Source organism: Terasakiella pusilla DSM 6293, assembly GCF_000688235.1.
GTDB lineage: Bacteria > Pseudomonadota > Alphaproteobacteria > Rhodospirillales > Terasakiellaceae > Terasakiella > Terasakiella pusilla.
This window is the reverse complement of sequence record NZ_JHYO01000016.1, coordinates 36,391-54,242: the sequence shown is the minus strand read 5'-3', so window position 1 is coordinate 54,242 and position 17,852 is coordinate 36,391. Positions and strand designations below refer to the sequence as shown.

Below are 17,852 nucleotides of genomic sequence, written 5' to 3'. Positions count from 1 at the left end.
AATAAGTTAATCCGGTGTGGCTTTGTCGTAGACCTGAGGCATCGCCATGACTCCCTATTGGGAGAAATCCGATGTCACAGTTCGAAAAACGCTATTACGAAAAAATATCAGGTGTCTAGAATACTAGGGGCTTGCCAGATCCAGAATTCTCGAGTAATTCAGCGAGGCTTGCATTAATTGAAACCCGACTACACTCTAGTACGCCCCATCAAGTTTCAGTCTTACCTATAGTTTTAAAATCCGCTTTCTCGAATGAGGACAGCCCCCATGGTATCTATGAAGCCTTTCAAGATGCTTTCTTGACGAACAGGGAGTGAGACACTGCCGAAGGTGACTTGATCAAGACTCGGAAGGTTTTCTATGGGTTCAAGCCGAATTTTATAGATACCCTCCGTGGGGGTATAAAGGCCTTTTCCGATTTCTCTCGCAGCGAGCTGTCCGCCAAATTTTTCTATGAGAGCTGGGTGTTCCACGGCATTGGTATTTACCTGTGCAACTTCAACAATTTTCAACTCCACAGAAGAAGAATAAACGTTTTTAGGCGTAAAACGGGCCGTCTCCCCTTTTCTCAGCCTGTGATAGTCACGTTCTCCAACATAGGCCAAGATCTCCTGCTTTTCTGTGTTTACCAACCTGAAAACACTTTGTTCTTTTGATAGCCAGCGTTGGCTATGAAGGTGAGGTGAAATATCATAAACAACACCTTGGTGGGGCGCCCTGACAATCAACTGTTCTTGTTGATTTATTAATCCATCAAGGCGCGTTTTTTCCTCACGTATTTCGCGCAAGACAACTGGCCACCTTTCTGTTTCAGCCCTATTTGTGCCCAGTCTTTTGAGCATTACCTGCTTTGCCTGAAGGCGGCGTTGGCTTTGCTGAATCTCATACTCAAGCTCCGGTGAATATATCTCGAGTAGTTTTTCACCCTTTAAGACAGACTTGCCATCCACTAATGCGTGATAACGCAATTGACCTGATATTGGGGGAAAGACCTGGGTATATTGAGCACTGCGTATAAAGGCAGGGGCTTGGATACTTTTTTGCCAGGGAACGGCAAGAAAAAGGATCAAAGCTAGGACAAGAAATAAGCTTCGAAGGGCTGCCTTAGACAACCCAACCGTTTTGCGTAAAGACCACCACACTTTAATTTCTGTCCAAATTGGTTTTCCAATAAAAAATATAAGTTCAACAGCCATCAGGAATATGCCCAGAACTTTGAAGAACATGAAGTATACAAGCAAAGCAATGCCAAGAAAAAGGAGAAGCCTGTATACCCATGTAAAAAAGGCGTAAATTACCAAAATGTGCTTGAGGTGCTTTGGAAAACTTTCAGGTGGCGGGGCACCTAGGCCCAAGAACCATTCCCTCATGCGCCATTTAGCCAAAGCAAAAGATCTATCTTGCAGGTTCTCAATCCCTAAAAGGTCTGAAAAAATGTAATATCCGTCAAACCGCATGAATGGATTGAGATTAATCGCCAATGTCATCACCCAAGCAATCGTCGCTAAGATAAAAGTAGCATCTTTTAATCCACTTTCAGGCAGCAGGGTCCATAACAAGGTCGCCAAAAGGGCTAGAATAAGTTCGGAGATCATTCCTGCACTTGCAACGAGAAGTCTCTCCTTCCTGCTATTTAGGCGCCATGTATCACTCATGTCGGTATAAAGAACAGGCCACATAACCATAAAGGCCACCCCCATTGTTGGTACCCGACAGTTAAAACGCGCCGCCGTATAAGCATGGGCAAATTCATGTAAAATTTTAGAAAGGCCTAATGCCACCATTCCCCATAGGGCATTTTGAAAAGAGAACATATCAGGAACAGTACGGGTAAATTGCGTCCATTCGCGCAACAATAAAAATAAACCAACCAGTCCTAAGGCAAGCATTCCCATATAAAATACAGGCTGATAAAAGACATCCGTATAGCGTTTGGACTGTTGTAGAAAACGATCAGGATGAATCAAAGGAACTTTAAAGAAAAGATAGTGATGCAGAAATTTTTTGTACCATGCTACGTTTAAAGCGTCATGATGCGCCTTTAATTGCTGAATCCCCTCTCTTCCTGACTTCATAAGAAACTCATTGCGGGTCAGGATAACAAGTAGAGACATGACATCGTCTTGATGAATATCCTGAACTAAGGATGAGTTTATACGCTCTAACACGTCTACAATCGGGCCAGGCTTCCAATGTCTGATGATCTCGAAGCCCACAGCATTTAATCGCAAATAACGACTTTTTGCAGGATCGTAAATGCTCCAGGTTGGCGCCCCTGCAAAGTCCGTCGGCCCCTCTTTTAAGAGGAGGTCTTCTCTTAACGGGGGAAGGTCCGTATTCCCCATACTACCAACCAAACCGCATACGTAAGGCTGAAAACGGTTTTCTAAAGATATAGAGTCCGAGCAAAGTGCCTTCACCGTAGACTTTGGCAGTCCCTCTTAAACCGATACGGGGCGCGTTTTCACTGTCTTCAAAGTTGGCCATTAACTGAAAATCCAACCCCTGGCCATCAGGTGATAGTTGGGTTTCATAGGCTGTTCGAGATAGAGTGGCGCTATAAGAAGATAACGGATCAATATCGAGAAATAGCCGAACTTTTGCACCTTGGTTCAAGGTAATGGCATCCCGAACCGGAAGATCAATGCGCAATTGCTTTTTTTGGGGATCTGCCAATAGCATAATTTTTTCACCCGTTTGTGTCGGCTTGCCCATCCAGTCATTTACATCCCGAAAAATGGCGACCCCATTTCTTGGGGCATAAATCGTATTGCGTTCTAAAAGGTTTTCGGCATAGATCAGCTCCGCTCTACGTAAATCGACCTGCGCTTCTAAAAAAGAAAGCTTTGATTGGCTGTCAAAATCGTGAAAAGCGCTTTGGCGGGTTGTCTGTAATTTTGCTTTTGTGACTTCCAGGGTCTCTCTTGCAATATCAACTTGATTGCGCAACACCGTTTCATCAAACTTTACAAGTGCCTGGCCTTCTTTTACGCGTTGATATGGTTTAACAAAAACATCGGAGACAACACCTTCCATGGGCGCGGCAATAACGAACGGGTTTTCAGGAACAACTTCCGCAGGCGCTAATGCCGATTGTTGAACCGGAACAAGCCCAAGCAAAGCGACACAAGCCAGGCTGGCAATAATGATTTTTTTATTTGGTCTAGCGAATATTTTTTTTCTTATAGATAGTGCCCCCCAAGCGTGAGCATAACAATGTCCCAATCTCTCAAGCAGAACAGTATCCCTGTCCTGCCATGGTGTTCCACGCGATAAGATAAGCCCCCCGATCAGACGACCATTGCCGGATAATAGCGGTACCCACAAGACATGCTTGTGTGCCCACTCCACCCACTGTTCTTTTAAATCTTGCGGAAGATCATTCGGTTCAATTTCTTTGATTTTTTTCTTAAACGGTCTGGATAAAATGGTTTGAACAACCTTTTTAAGAAGCAGGCAAAACGGGCCATTCAGGTCCGGAGCGGCAACGTCGGAGACACTTTCGATCTCAGCCCTATCATTAGGTGTTACAGAAAGAAATATCGCTTGATAATAGGGCGTGATTTCTCTTGTACGGGTGACGATGTGATACCCAAGAACGGCTTTTGTTTGCGCATCGCGGGCGTCCCTCTCAACCTCCATAAGCTTAAGAAGACTTTGAGTTTTATCAACAGCCATTTTAGTTCTGTATATTTATATTAAACAAAGCGTTTCCACTCATGCCTGGTAACAGGTTATCGGCTTTCTCTGGCCTAGCCATAATATTAACCGTTTGACTAACTGGGTCAATACGGGCCCCAATACGTTCAATCGTCGCTTGGAAAACATATCCGGTTTCATCAATTTTAACTTTGAAGGGCAGGCCTACTTCAATCCAGCGCAACCAATTAGAGGGTACAACAAGCTTGATCTCCAGACTTTCATGGTTCAGGATTTCGACAATGGGGCCCCCAGGGGAGACACTTTCATGACGGCGTGCATGTCGGACAACAACTTTCCCCGAAAAAGGAGCCTTGATCTTACATTGCTGGGTTAAGACTTCGGCCTGCTGTCTAAGCCCTTTACTTCGCTGAACATCAGAATTTGCCAGGTCAATATCCAGTTGAGCAGCAGACCCCAGTTTATAAAGTCGCTTTAGGTTCATGAGTTTTTTTTGCGCGCCCAAATATCCAGCATCTTCAACAGCTAACTGTGCCTTAAAGGCACGACAGTCAAAGCTAACCAACAGATCGCCCTTATTAAAGATGTCACCGTCAGAAAATGGCATTTCGGTGATCTTTCCAGCAAGTTCTGACGATAGAAGTGCCGTATTCTTTGGCTCGATCAACGCGCGAGCCTTAAACTCTGACACTCCCTGCGCGCGACTATTCTCCACTGAAAAAGCTAAAGCAAGACAGGCAAGTGCCCATATCCGAAATACGCGTGTCATGCTTACCTATCAAGATTTAAGCCAAGAAAACCAGCTTGAGCCTGAGCTTAAAGGTTCTTCTGGTTTCGTATCTACTTCATTTGCGGATGTATTGATCGTCTGGGAGGGATCAGCTGGGCTCATCCGACCAGCATACCAACCTTCAATTCGCGCCTTTAAGGCTTTGGACAATGTCTTGATGGAATAATCCTTCACCGTATCGGGAAGAGGGTCAGCCCCCACAGAGACAAAAATACGCCCCGCAGCATTCAACATTTCAGCATAACCTATATCCCGTTGCAACTCAGCCAAGAGACTGTTGAGCTGTGCCTCAATTAATCTTAAGTCGTCCTGTCGTTGGGTCTGTGCTGCATTGCGGGTTTCTCTCAAAATCCCGGTATTTACATCATGTAAATCCGCTGTGGTGATAAACTCATCTTTGACTTGTTGGTAGCGTGTGTAAGCAATGTGTACTTGGCTTAAAACAGCCATGGACAAAGCAAGCCGACGTGTTTCCACGACCTTTAGCTGGTCTTCTGCCTGTTTAATCGCAGCCGGACCTTCAGTGAAGCTCTTGAGCAGGTTATAACTAATTGATGCCCCCCAACTATTCCAGTTACTCGCATTGTTGAAAGAGTTAGAGTCGTAATTCAGGTTATAATTAAATTCCAGCCCGGGAATTAGTCCCATCATGGCGCGTGTTACATCTTTTGAGGAAATGCGTTTTTGATAGGCTTCCTCGCGCAATTCCGGACGGTTGATTAAGGCAATCGTTTCCAATTCTTTTAACTTAATCTGAACATCCGGTATGGAGAAATCGCCACTCCCGTCTGCAAGAGTATACTCTGTGCCCGGTTGAATATTCATGAGGGTCGCAAGTTCAATCTTGGAAGAAACCAGCTCGCGCCCAAGCATTTTCAGCTGACGCAAAGCTTCTAGCAAATTTCGGCGGTATTGAAGCGTTTCAAGCGCGGGCCGCAAACGTGCTCTAGAAATTTCTTCGGAACTCTTTAAAGCCTTGGTGATTTGTTGTTGCAGGGGGGTAATTTTATCCAATAAGCGTTGTGCAGAAAGCGCACGCCAATAACTGGCCCGAACATCCTGCACAATATTATGCACCACCTTACGACGGCGCTCCGTAGTGATCATGTAACGATCTGCGACCTGTTGTGCGCGAATATAGCTCAGACCAAAATCAAGGACGTTCCAGCTTAGACCCAGGTCGGCAGTAATTAGGTTTTTATCGTCGGAATAAGAATATGATGAGGACTTAACACCTGTATCAAGGTTCTCGCTGTTACTTGCATCTGGTTCTGAACGACCAGAATATCCGGCATTAGCAGTCAACTTTGGCAAAAGCCCCATTTTCGCAACGGTCAGCTGTTGACTGGAAAGCGCTTCTTCCATAATTTTCAGGCGATTATCCATATTGTACTTCAAAGCTCTAGCCATTGCTTCGTACATTGTAATCGGTTCTGAAATTTTTTCTTGGTCCGTATAAAGATTGCCCAGATCTTCTTTGATCCGTTCTTCATGCTCTGCCGTTGTTAAAGGTTCTGGTGTAATGGAACAACCAGCCAAGGTGAAAGCCAAAAGAGATACACCAAGAATGGACCGCTGCCTGATTTTGATCATTGATTTATTGCTCATTAAATTATTACCCCCAACCTCTAGATCGCTCTATCGGCTATTCTTATACTAGCAGTGCTTTTGCTAATTGTTCCGTTTGATGATTGGTGCTGCCATTGGCAAGCTGTTCTGTAAAACTAGAGACGTGGATCGCAGAGACATCAAATGTCTGCATCAGGTCTAGCGTATTTTGCCCATCACCTATTTCGACGATTTGATCTTTATTTTTACTTTCCGCTAAATCTGCAACATTAAACGGGTTTAATGTTGGGCCAGACAACTTAGCTTGGTTATCTGGATCACCAGCCGGGTCGCTTTGAGGCGCTTGCCCTTCCGGCGCCCCTTGACCTGCATCCGGTGCAGGTGCGCCATTTATACCGTCTTCGAAGGCATCACCAGCTTGACCGCCCAAGCCCCCACCAATGCCTAAGCCCCCACTGCCAAGGCCGCCTCCTAAACCACCATTCAGGGCACCAACACCACGTCCAGTTAAGGTTGTTCTGTTTGCGAGGCTTAAAGAGGAATTGTCACCTGTTTGGCCTGAAAATGAAGAAGTCGCACCGTAGAAGCTATTAAGTGTACTATTATCCCCTGTAACAGCATTGCGAACAATACTCATGGCGTTCACACCAGCCGAAGGGTCAGTGATCGTGCCCGAACTGGTTAAGCCTGTACTTGTCTTCGCAGACATCACTTGACCAACTGTAATGCTTTGAATGTTTTGATTTGGGGCTGTATTGCCAATTGAAACCGTACTCACATCTCCTAACAAGGCCTTATCCCCGACAAGGCCTTGGTTCAACAGACCGCCACCGTTAGGAGAACCAGTACCATCGTCAGAGGCTGAGCCTTGATTATCACCTGCACTACTGACAGGGGGATTTTGCTCGACCGGAGCTGGAAAGCTAAGAGAGACTGAATCTGGGGTCCCGTTTACAGTGCCATCATTGGGTGTAACAGTGAGTGTCGCATTTGTTGACCCATCCGGCGTAAATTCAATTTTTGTCGTATCATTCAAATACGTATTTAAGTCCGCGACGCTCCCTTGTAGCGTCATGCTGGCACTCCCACTATTGGAAATGGTCACCCCTGCCGTTGTGCCGTTCCCGTCGGTTGCGGCGAGATCCCCACTATCAACAACAAGCGTTAAGGTAACGGTATCGCCTTCAACATCAGCAATTGTATATGCTGAAAGGTCGACCTTATTTGCTTGTCCGGCAGTTAAGGTAACATCTGATGCGCCACTTCCAAGAACAGGTGCATCATTTACAGAAGCGATATCAATATTGCCGCTACCGACTTGCGGGTTCACTGTGCCATCATTGACATTGATGGTATAGGTTGCAGCATTATCACCATCAACATTCGATGCGCCTGTATATTTAATGTTACTTACCGTATCCAGATAGGTATTGATGTTTGCTGCTGTTCCCTGCAGCGTCAAGCTTCCCGTACCGTTCCCGCCAATAGTTACGCCCCCGCCCGAACTGGCGCTATAAGTGCCGGCCGAGGCGGCAAGCGTGACTGTTAAGGTATCACCATCAACATCGGCAAATGACACAGCAGAGAGATCAAAATTGGAGGCTGTATCTTCTGTTACAGACACGTCAGCAGGGACACCCGTCACAGTTGGTGCATCATTCACAGCTGTAATGTTGATTGTGACCGTATCGGCACTCCCTGTTATATTGCTATCCTTTGGCGTCACCGTTAAGGTCGCAGCTGTATTGCTGTCAGCAACAGGCGTATAAACGACTTTGGTTGCGTCATTTAGGTAAGTATTCAAGTCAGACGCCGTCCCTTGAAGGGTCATTGACGCACTACCACTGTCTGCAATGGTGACTCCGCTTGTCGTTCCATTACCATCTGTTGTCGCAACTGTCCCTGCATTAACGGCCAAGGTCAGGGTGATGACGTCATTATCAGCATCTGAAATGTTGTAGGCCGATAAATCAATGGCAGTTGCCGTATCTTCATTAATTGTTGCATCAACCGGTGTGCCCCCGAGCACGGGCGCATTCCCAAGTGTCATGGTGAAATTGGCCGTCGTATCCTGATCTCCACTATTCGCAGTCCCATCCGCATCACTTAGCGTTGCTGTAAAGGTTTGCGCACCTGTGCCAGCAGAGGCAGACCAGGTCAGATTCTGCATTAAGGTCTGAACCTGCGCATTCGTTGCATTGGCATTGAAGTCGATTTGCAAAGTGTTGCCACCTTGCCCGTCATTGGTGGCATGGACTGTACCGATTGTAACACCGCCCACTGCGATACTTTCACCCGCCGTAATTGTCGCATCGCCGCCAGACGTTACATTGGTCCCATCTACAGCGAAATTGCCATTTGCGGTATTATTCCCGCCTGTATCTGTAATGATCAGGGAGCCACCGTTATAATCGCCGGAGTCTGCGTTAGTGAGTGTTGCATCACCACCATTATCAATGTTCGCGGTGTTGCCAGGTTCCAAGACATTATTATCACCATTTAGGTTTCCGATGACGGGAGCATCGTTTACGCCTGTCAAGCTGATCGTACTTGTTAAATTAGGTGCGGCTGAGTTGTTGCCGCCACCACTTGTGCCCCCATTATCAGTAACACCCGTAACAGTTACAACGCGGTTGCCTGCAGTTGTTGGGTTATCCGATGAATTACGATAAGTAAGTGAATCAATAAGGGTTTGCATCTGCGCACCGGTTAGTGATACCCCCGAGAAGGACACCGTTGCGGTCGTCCCAGTCACAGAAACAGAAATATTAAGATTGTTAACGCCGGTATTGACCGAATTGCCATTTGTTAAAGCGAGATCCGTCCCATCAATACGCAGGATTTCTGAAGCACCATCAGATACATTCGTGACCGTTAGGCTCATTGAACTGAAACGATCTGCGGCTTCAACAGTACTGGCTGATACAGCGGAGAAGAGGTCAGAAGCTGCTGCGCCCTCAACATAGGTTGGATTTTGACCGGTTGCACTTAAGGTTGGTGCATCATTTACATTGGTGTTGCTAACCGTAACTGAACCGGAAGCTGTTCCCGGATTATTCCCTGTTCCCTGCGCGTTGCCACTGTTGCCATCAGAAAAGGTCCAATTAATCTGGACCGAAGAGGAGGGATCATTTGAGCTATTGGAATAACGGATGGCCTGCATCACCTCATTAACTAGGGCCGTTGTTGGTACCGTCCCGTTATTTTGGAAAGTGACGGTTAACTGCCCCGCTGAGCTTGTGTCAAAGCTGGCAATAACATTCCCACCGGCAGAGATCGTACTCCCTGCAACGGTTAAGCTCCCACCTGTTTGAATAGAATAGGTATCTTCACTATTGGCACCGCCATTGCGAACCAGCAAAAGTGTTGCGCCTGCATAATTCCCATTGCCACCTTGTAGACTATCAAGTTCTAGGTCAGATACTGTGACATTGGCATCCAGAATTGTCGCAGAACCATCTTCTGTAAAGGTCGGCGTCCCATCTAGGTTTGCAAAAACAGGCACATCGTTTGCGGCCGCCACATCAATATTAACAGATGGGTTCGATGCCAGATTACCACCATTGCCGTCCGTTGCGCTCACGGTTATGGTTGCTTGATCTTGACCACTCACATTGGATGCTGCTGTGTATTTAATATTGCTCGCAGTATCCAGATACGTATTGATATCTGCCGCTGTCCCCGTAAGGGTGATCGTTGTCGAATTAACCAGCGTTTCGCTCACGCCACTCCCGACACCGGCGCCATCAGCAGGTATTGAGAAAGTCCCCGCGCTGGCTGTGAGGGTCACAGTAAGGCTGTCACCATCAACATCTGCAAAGCTCATGGCAGAAAGGTCAACATTACTTTCTGTATCTTCTGTGACACTAACGTCACTGGGGGCACCCGACACCGTAGGCACATCGTTTACCGCTGTAATAGAAATGCTAACCGTATCAGCCGTTCCATCGCCGGCACCATCATTTGGAGTAACTGTTAATGTTGCGGACGTCGTGTCATTGGCTGCTGTGGTATAAGTGATTTTGCTGGTGTCATTGAGGTAGCTATTCAAATCAGCTGCCGAACCGGACAAGGTCATGGATCCTGTCCCCGAAGCACTCACCGTCACCCCAGATGTGGTTCCATTCCCATCTATTGACGCAATCGTTCCTCTGTCCACCGCCAATGTCAGCGTAATGTTGTCCCCATTGCCATCCGACACATTATATGCAGATAAATCAATCGCTGTTGCCACATCTTCTGTTGCGGTATCGTCCGCGGGGGTGCCGCCAAGTTCAGGAAGGTCATTAGACGTCGCAGCAGCGACAATAGCTAAATCGTCAAAATACATAGTCATACTGACTGCCGAGCTGGCAGGTGATATGCGTATTTCATCAACATTCGTAAAACCACCCGCTGTCGCGAAATCAATTGTATTTGCGGCTGCAGAGGTATATGTGGCCGTAATACTTCCTGAAGTCGCAACCCCATCCTTATAGCCCGTAATCGTAATAGACTGGGGGCCAGACCCAGTATTCATTGCAAACTGCATGGACGTAATCCCAAATTCAGACCCGTCATTACTCGAGAATGAAATAGAATTAAATTTCCCACTTTGGCTCGTATTATCAATTTTGAGCACATAGTCAGAGGCGTTTGAAGAAATACCACCATGTAGAGCTGTCAGAATACGTGTGTCATCGGAAGCATCATCCACGGACACATCCAACCCGGAAGACAAAACGTTTGAAACTGACGGGTTATCTGTTGAGTTTTGGAGCAAAACCTGTGAGGAACCAAATGTGACCGTCCCCGGGGAAGGAGCCGCCAAGGTCCCTTGAAATGATGCCGACGTATGTAAGCTGAAAGGAACTCGCGTTTCAATGTCACCGACCTGAACCTCTAGATCCCAATCAGCGTTCAGGGTTTCATGCCCCGTTAAATCATCAGATCCGGCAACATCCGCGTTTGTGGCGATGGCCAAAGCCTCCAAAAACGCTGCGCCTTGCCCATCGGTGCCAACATTACACCCATAGAGCAACAGGTCACCGGCAGGACTCATGGCTTGCCCAATTATTGCCAGAGTTTCTTGATTCGCCGAAATATCTTGTAGCGTAAAAGACCCACCGGAAAAGTTGAGAGCCCCCGTTGATCCGTGGGTGAACACATGAACCGCATCTAAGTCAGAATAGTCTTTAAGAATATCTGCAATATCATCAATACCAGAACCTTCTTCCAGTACAATCACTTGCATACTTGAGGGTATATCCTTGAGCAGAGATTGATAATCTTCAATGCCAGCGTCAATGACAGCAACTTCATGTCGACCAGAAAAGAGCGCCACTAAATCTTCTGCAGGTGAAGCCTCATTGTTGCTGTCGTCTGTTTCGGTGGTTTGCTCAAGGGGCGTTTGATCGAATGTTTCAACTACTGTTGATACAGCCGCCGCATCAAACATAATCCGCGGCTCCAGCATATATCCCAAGGGTTTTTTATTACCTTGAATTGTCCCGTTTTCCGAGCTCTTGGAAGCGCGGTCATACATCCACTTTCTAACTAAATTCATATTGCCCCTACTACCCCAAGCATCAAACGCTTTCAATCTTGCATTGAGCAACACAACCATATGATGCGGCACAAGTCTACAATAAATATAAAATTTTATGAAAAAGGCATTTAAAAACACTGCATTTTATCGTTTCAACCCTTTTTTCAATCAATAGTAAGCGCCCATCAGCCTTACTTTAATTTTCAGGCACTGCGTTAATTAAGTTATGCTTGCGAATAATTTTCTGTCTCTCACCCGTTTCAACTATGTAGGTTGCTTTACTGCACATGTACACAAAAAGTGGAGTGTGTCTCACTCATTTAGGCAGCCCGTCTATCACACTTGATGGGGCTAACGGCAGCGAGCATTGTAGAACCCGTTTATATATTTGAACAATTCCCCGTGCCGGACATAGACTGTTCAAACTTTTTTTGCCAACAGTTTACGGAATTTTTTGAGCAATATTGACTACCGCAATCCGAATGGAAAATAACGCCTTTTGCAGATTTTCGAAGAACAATAGCTTTGTATGCCACTCCTCCTAATCTTCGCTCACAAAAAAGGCCTCGCTAAAGCGAGACCTTCTTGAGAAACTTGAAAATGGTCTAACGACCTTAATCACAAGCCGCCGTAATGATGATTTCAACCATTAAAGCTTCACGGGCCAGCTTGGCCTCCCCACAGGCTCTGGCTGGGGCGTGCCCTTCTGGGACCCATGCATCCCACACTGCATTCATGCCCTGAAAGTGCTTCATATCCGACAGCCAGATCACTGCTTGCAAGATGCGATCCGGTGAAGACCCCGCTTCTTCCAGCAACGCTTCAATGCGACGAATACACTCTTCAGTTTGTTCGGTAATAGTCTCACCCTCACCGACTTGACCGCACAAGTACACAACCCCGTTATGTTTAACGATTTTGCTGCGGCGTTCGGTTGTATGGAAACGTTCGATCATTTTTTATCCTTTATTCTGGGTGGTGACACCGGACCATGCCGTCTTTATAGGGCATCAGGTCGGGCATCACCTTGGTACAGTGTTCAGTTGCTTTGGGACAACGGCCATGAAAATAACAACCGCTGGGGAGGTTGGACGGTGACGGGAGTTCACCTTCCAGCACATTAAAAGTCCTATCCGGATCATATGACGGGACCGGCGAGGCTTCCTTCAACGTTTTGGTATAGGGATGGGCGGGGCGTTCAAAAATATCCGGTACGGACTGGATCTCGACGATTTGGCCCAGATAGGCCACTGCCACACGATCACAAAAATACCGGATCACCCCCATATCATGGGAGATGAAAATGTAACTTAGGTCGCGTTGCTGCTTCAGATTTTTCAGCAACAACAGAATTTGCGCCTGAATAGACACATCAAGGGCTGAAACCGCCTCATCCGCAACGATCAGATCAGGATTAAGGATCAGAGAACGTGCAATTGCAATCCGTTGACGCTGACCACCACTGAATTCATGCGGGAACTTCCAAAACGCCTGTTCAGGTAGGCCAACTTCCTTGAAGATATCTTGAACGATCTCTTCAGCCATCTCTTTATCTTTGGCAATTTTGTAAACCAGCAACGGTTCCATCAAGGTCGGGCCGATGCGTTTACGCGGGTTCAAGGACGAATAGGGGTCCTGAAAGATGATCTGCAAATCCTGTTTCACTTGCGCTCGATCTTCCTTGGACAGGTTGCGCAGGTTTTTGCCTTTAAAGGTCATCTCCCCATCATCAATGGGGATCAGGTCCATAATACATTTACCAATGGTCGATTTGCCGCAACCGGACTCACCGACGATGCCAAATACTTCCCCTTTTTTTACCTGAAAGCTGACGTCATTGACCGCACGCACTTTCAATACTTCAGGGTTTATAAAACCTTTTTTGCTGTGAAATGTTTTATTGATCTTTTTTACATCAAGGATGATTTCGTCTTGTGTCTGCATTGTCAGGGCCTCCTACACATTCCAGCAGCGATAATGGTGGGACTGCTGCCCCGCGACTGTGTTAACATCCGGGGTCATAGCGCATTGATCGCTGACCAACTCGCATCGGGTCGAGAAACGACAGCCGCTTGGCATCCCTGCTAAAGTGGGCACCTGACCGGGAATAGAGGTCAAATGGTCGATATGACGATCCGGTCTCGGGATCGCATTCAACAAGGCTTTGGTATAAGGGTGGTTCGGGGCTTCAAACAGGTCTTTACAAGAACTGTTTTCAATCACCTGCCCGCCATACATAACCAAAACCTTATCCGCCACAGATGCGACGACGCCCATATCATGGGTGATCATCACCATGGACATTTTGGTTTCTCTGCGCAGTTCTTTCAACAAATGCAACACCTGCGCCTGAATGGTCACATCCAGTGCTGTTGTTGGTTCATCCGCAAACAAGACTGTTGGTTTACATGCCAAGGCAATCGCAATCATCACCCGCTGGCGCATCCCGCCACTAAACTGGTGCGGATATTGCGAAAAACGTTTTTCTGCTTCCGGGATCTTGACCTTATTTAACAACTCAATCCCGGTTTCGCGCGCTTGAGCTTTGGTCATGGATTTATGAACAAGCAAACTTTCGGTGATTTGCTCCCCCACCGTCAAGACGGGGTTCAGGGAGGTCATCGGTTCCTGAAAGATCATGGACAAATCATCGCCGCGATAATCATTCAGTTCTTTTTCCGTCAAATCCAGCAGATTCACGCCTTTGTAGAGCACCTGACCTTCGATATGGATATTCTTCTTTTTAGGCAACAAACCCAGACAGCTCATGGCCGTAATCGATTTGCCACACCCCGATTCACCCACAATACAAAGTGTTTCGTTTTCCATCAGGTCAAAATTGACGTTTTGCGTCGCCTGACACCATTTACCGTTTAACTTAAACGAAATGGATAAATCTTTTACGCAGAAGACCGGTTCAGTCATTCTTATTCACCTCGCAGCTTAGGGTCAACGGCATCACGAACACCATCACCGATCAAATTCAAAGAGAAGACGACAACCAACACTGCCAGACCGGCATATGTGGCAATCCACGGGGCATCAAGGAAATTGTTAAACCCCTCCCGGATGATCCCGCCCCACGTCGGGGTTGGTGGCTTGATGCCCAGACCGATAAAGCTCAGGGATGCCTCAATGCGAATGGCGGTTGCGATCCATAAAGACCCGATCACCAGCACCTCGCCAAAGACGTTCGGTAAAATGTGAAAGACCATAATGCGGATATCTGAATATCCAAGGGCATAACACGCCTCGATATATTCACGTTTTTTTACAGACAGGGTGGGTGCACGGGCAACACGGGCAAACTTTGGGATAACCGTCAACGCAATCGCGATCACCAAATTCGTCATGGACGCGCCCAACATCGCCACCACAATCAACCCCATGATGAGTGTCGGGAAGGACAACATGATATCCATGACACGCATGATCATCATATCGACACGTCCGCCATAATATCCGGCAACAATCCCCAAGGCACCGCCGATAATCATCGCTGCCACAACCGCAACCACGCTGATAAACAGAGAAATACGCGCGCCATACAGCATCCGGGTCCAGACGTCGCGTCCATAACTGTCTGTTCCCATCCAGTGAAGGGCCGATGGCTCCTGCAATACAGCCAACGGATCTTGGGAAATCGGATCGTACGGTGTGAGGTACGGTGCAAAGACCGCCATCAAGGTAACAATCACGAAAATTAATGTCCCGATCCAGGTGAGCTTGCTGCTTTTCAGGATCTGGTAGGTCGAAACCGTTGCAGTTTTTACATTTAGGGCAAGGGTATTAATCATTGTTTTTTACTCGCGGATCTACCAGACCATAGGAAATATCGGTAATCAGGTTGGCCAAAACGATGAAGAAGGCATAGGTCACGATCAACCCCTGAAGCATGGTGTAATCCCGGCTTTCCAGCGACCCCACGATCAAACCTCCCAGACCGGGCCGGTTAAACACAATCTCGGTGAGCACGGAGTTCCCCATCAGCAGACCAAGATACAAGCCAGTCAGGGTCAAAATCGGAATTAACGCATTTCGAAACCCGTGTTTAAAGACCACCATATTGCGGGGCAATCCTTTTGATTTAGCGGTACGGATATAATCTTCGCCCAAGACTTCCAGCATGGAAGAACGACTGGTACGCGCCACATATCCAATCATGATCACCCCCAGACTTAAGGCGGGCAGTGCCAGATGGTATAGGCGGGTTAACGGGTCGGACCACGGAATATACTCACTAAAGACCGGGAACCAGTCCCACTCAACGGACAGATAGATCATAAACAGAATGGAGATGTAAAAGGCCGGAAAGCTAAGCCCTAACAATGAGACCATCCGTGCCAAATAATCAAAAAAGTGATTTCGATAAATGGCGGAGAAAATACCAAGCGGGATACCAAAGACCACACCGATGATAATTGAGGCAACGGTGAGTTCCAGCGTGTAGGGCAACACGTTGGACACTTCCTCGACAACCGTTTTACCAGTTGCCATGGACAGCCCCAGATTTCCTTGGAGAACATCTCCCATAAAGACCAGATATTGTTCCCAAAGAGGCTTATCGATCCCGATGGACTTACGAAATTCCTGAATGACTTCTTCGCTTGCGCTATCCCCCAACACGGCTAGAGCCGGGTCGCCGGGAACAATCCTGACCAGTACAAAAATAACGGTAAGAACGGCAAAGAGCGTTGGTATGGAAGCCAGCAGGCGCTTTAAGGTAAAGACAAGCATCTTTGGGAAACTCTTTCTACTTCTTCGTGGTCTGTTCGTTGAACATCGGGCCGAGGCTTACAGAACCATTAAATTCATACCCGAAGTCAATGTCCTTGGAGATACCCCAAACCTGCATTTGTTCAAACAAAGGCACAGAACAGACATTCTCTGAAATCTTGATTTGCGCCGTTTTCCAATAGTCCAGCTGCTTTTGCTGATCCGTTTCAACACGCGCTTTCTGAATTTCATCGTCCGCGACATCACAGTGGGAGAAGTTGGTCACGCCTGTTGGGGTGCCAACCGTGCTTTTTGACTCATAAAACTGTGTCAAATACGTATCCGCAACCGGAAAACGGGCCGCCCCATAAAGGACCATCGGGCTTAAGTCTTTACGGATTTGCGCATGAAACGCCGGATGCTCAACCACATTCATCACAAGGTTGATGTTCGCCTTTGCCAATTGCGCCTGCACAATTTGCATGGGCTTCAGCAACGCTTCGTTTTTGGTAATGATGATCTCTAGCGTTACACCATCACCATAGCCTGCTTCGCTTAACAGGGCTTTGGCTTTATCCAGATCATGTTCATATTGCGGGACTTCCTGCGTATGCCCCAAATATCCAACCGGAATAACCGATGTGTTGGGACGGGTCACCGAATTGCCGATAATTTGTGTGATGGCCTTACGGTCGATCGCATGGGCAATCGCACGGCGCACACGCACATCCGCCAACGGGCCTGACTTTGTATTCAAGTGAAGGGTCCGCAATTCCCCTGGTGCAAAAACAGCAATATTGATGTTTTTATTGCGTGACATCCGGTTCACCCAGCGTTCCTCGCGGGTGCCGGAAAACGCATCAAGCGTCCCTTTTTTAAAGGCAAGTTCGCGTGATGTATTCACAGGGACATAGCTATAAACAATCTCGTCAACCTGAGGCGCGCCACGGAAATACTCTTTATGTGCCGCCAGTTTTACATATTGCTTGCTTTTAAATTCCACAAACGCAAAGGGACCAGTACCAACCGGATGGGTTTTAAAGTCCCCTTCCATGTCCGCTTTTTTGGAAACCACATTGCCGCCATGATAGTTTGCAACCAGCCCCAAAAGGCTTGGTACCGGGTTATTCAATGTAATTTCAACCGTATACGGGTCCAGCGCCTTTACGTCTTTAAAGGACTTATAATCACTGGCAACAGCAGATGTTTTCGGATCTTTTGCACGATTGAGGGAGTAAACCACATCTTCAGCCGTCATTTCGCCAAAACCTGCGTGGAACTGCACCCCTTTGCGCAGCTTGAACGTCCAAACCAAACCATCAGGGCTAGATGTCCAGCTTTCCGCCAAATCTGCTTCAATATTTGCCGGGTTGGTATCGCCCGGTTTAAAGCGGACCAGACCATTAAACATCATGCCGAAGATGTTTTTATCCTGACTTTTTGTCGAAAAATGGGGGTCCAGACTACCGGCATTGGCGGAACCGTAGGCCATATTGATGGTTTTAACTTCTTTCGCTTCGACCTGTGCGGCTGTCATTGCAGCCAACACCGCTAAAGAAGAAACCGTCTTCGTCACAAACTTCTTCATTA

The 17,852-nt window shown here is 47.2% G+C and carries 11 protein-coding genes; all 11 read right to left on the bottom strand.

Annotated elements, in window-relative coordinates; translation table 11 throughout:
- Positions 1-233 precede the first annotated feature (233 nt).
- The 11 genes from Q397_RS22300 to Q397_RS0112060 all read right to left on the bottom strand — a co-directional run bounded on the left by Q397_RS22300 (position 234) and on the right by Q397_RS0112060 (position 17,850).
- Positions 234-2,345 carry a site-2 protease family protein gene (locus tag Q397_RS22300; protein WP_051609968.1) on the bottom strand — a complete coding sequence of 704 codons (2,112 nt, stop codon included), beginning with the start codon at positions 2,343-2,345 and terminating at the stop codon, positions 234-236.
- Position 2,346: 1 nt separating this feature from the next.
- On the bottom strand, positions 2,347-3,678 hold the full coding sequence (locus Q397_RS0112105) for an efflux RND transporter periplasmic adaptor subunit (protein WP_028879648.1): 1,332 nt from the start codon (positions 3,676-3,678) through the stop codon (positions 2,347-2,349).
- A 1-nt stretch (position 3,679) separates the two neighbouring features.
- On the bottom strand, positions 3,680-4,429 hold the full coding sequence (locus tag Q397_RS22295) for an efflux RND transporter periplasmic adaptor subunit (protein WP_084149044.1): 750 nt from the start codon (positions 4,427-4,429) through the stop codon (positions 3,680-3,682).
- Between the two features lie 9 nt (positions 4,430-4,438).
- The gene (locus Q397_RS22290) at positions 4,439-6,058 is read right to left on the bottom strand and encodes a TolC family protein (protein WP_051609966.1); all 1,620 of its coding nucleotides are present in this window, start codon (positions 6,056-6,058) and stop codon (positions 4,439-4,441) included.
- 43 nt (positions 6,059-6,101) lie between these two features.
- Positions 6,102-11,684 carry a DUF4347 domain-containing protein gene (locus tag Q397_RS22285; RefSeq protein ID WP_084149043.1) on the bottom strand — a complete coding sequence of 1,861 codons (5,583 nt, stop codon included), beginning with the start codon at positions 11,682-11,684 and terminating at the stop codon, positions 6,102-6,104.
- Positions 11,685-12,160: 476 nt separating this feature from the next.
- Positions 12,161-12,502 carry a RidA family protein gene (locus tag Q397_RS0112085; RefSeq protein WP_028879647.1) on the bottom strand — a complete coding sequence of 114 codons (342 nt, stop codon included), beginning with the start codon at positions 12,500-12,502 and terminating at the stop codon, positions 12,161-12,163.
- Positions 12,503-12,512: 10 nt separating this feature from the next.
- Positions 12,513-13,490, bottom strand: a complete 978-nt coding sequence (locus Q397_RS0112080) for an ABC transporter ATP-binding protein (RefSeq protein WP_028879646.1) — start codon at positions 13,488-13,490, stop codon at positions 12,513-12,515.
- 12 nt (positions 13,491-13,502) lie between these two features.
- On the bottom strand, positions 13,503-14,471 hold the full coding sequence (locus Q397_RS0112075; RefSeq protein WP_028879645.1) for an ABC transporter ATP-binding protein: 969 nt from the start codon (positions 14,469-14,471) through the stop codon (positions 13,503-13,505).
- 2 nt (positions 14,472-14,473) lie between these two features.
- Complete coding sequence (locus Q397_RS0112070; protein ID WP_051609965.1) at positions 14,474-15,343, bottom strand: ABC transporter permease; 870 nt, start codon at positions 15,341-15,343, stop codon at positions 14,474-14,476.
- Positions 15,336-16,283, bottom strand: coding sequence for an ABC transporter permease (locus tag Q397_RS0112065; RefSeq protein ID WP_028879643.1), 948 nt, complete (start codon positions 16,281-16,283; stop codon positions 15,336-15,338). The genes Q397_RS0112070 and Q397_RS0112065 overlap by 8 nt, the downstream gene beginning before the upstream one ends.
- 16 nt (positions 16,284-16,299) lie before the next feature.
- On the bottom strand, positions 16,300-17,850 hold the full coding sequence (locus tag Q397_RS0112060) for an ABC transporter substrate-binding protein (protein ID WP_028879642.1): 1,551 nt from the start codon (positions 17,848-17,850) through the stop codon (positions 16,300-16,302).
- Positions 17,851-17,852: the final 2 nt, after the last annotated feature.

Bases quoted from the DNA above. Each gene is read 5' to 3' on its own strand.
- Q397_RS22300 (WP_051609968.1), bottom strand. From the start codon at position 2,345: ATGGGGAATACGGACCTTCCCCCGTTAAGAGAAGACCTCCTCTTAAAA.
- Q397_RS0112105 (WP_028879648.1), bottom strand. From the start codon at position 3,678: ATGGCTGTTGATAAAACTCAAAGTCTTCTTAAGCTTATGGAGGTTGAG.
- Q397_RS22295 (WP_084149044.1), bottom strand. From the start codon at position 4,429: ATGACACGCGTATTTCGGATATGGGCACTTGCCTGTCTTGCTTTAGCT.
- Q397_RS22290 (WP_051609966.1), bottom strand. From the start codon at position 6,058: ATGAGCAATAAATCAATGATCAAAATCAGGCAGCGGTCCATTCTTGGT.
- Q397_RS0112085 (WP_028879647.1), bottom strand. From the start codon at position 12,502: ATGATCGAACGTTTCCATACAACCGAACGCCGCAGCAAAATCGTTAAA.
- Q397_RS0112080 (WP_028879646.1), bottom strand. From the start codon at position 13,490: ATGCAGACACAAGACGAAATCATCCTTGATGTAAAAAAGATCAATAAA.
- Q397_RS0112075 (WP_028879645.1), bottom strand. From the start codon at position 14,471: ATGACTGAACCGGTCTTCTGCGTAAAAGATTTATCCATTTCGTTTAAG.
- Q397_RS0112070 (WP_051609965.1), bottom strand. From the start codon at position 15,343: ATGATTAATACCCTTGCCCTAAATGTAAAAACTGCAACGGTTTCGACC.
- Q397_RS0112065 (WP_028879643.1), bottom strand. From the start codon at position 16,283: ATGCTTGTCTTTACCTTAAAGCGCCTGCTGGCTTCCATACCAACGCTC.
- Q397_RS0112060 (WP_028879642.1), bottom strand. From the start codon at position 17,850: ATGAAGAAGTTTGTGACGAAGACGGTTTCTTCTTTAGCGGTGTTGGCT.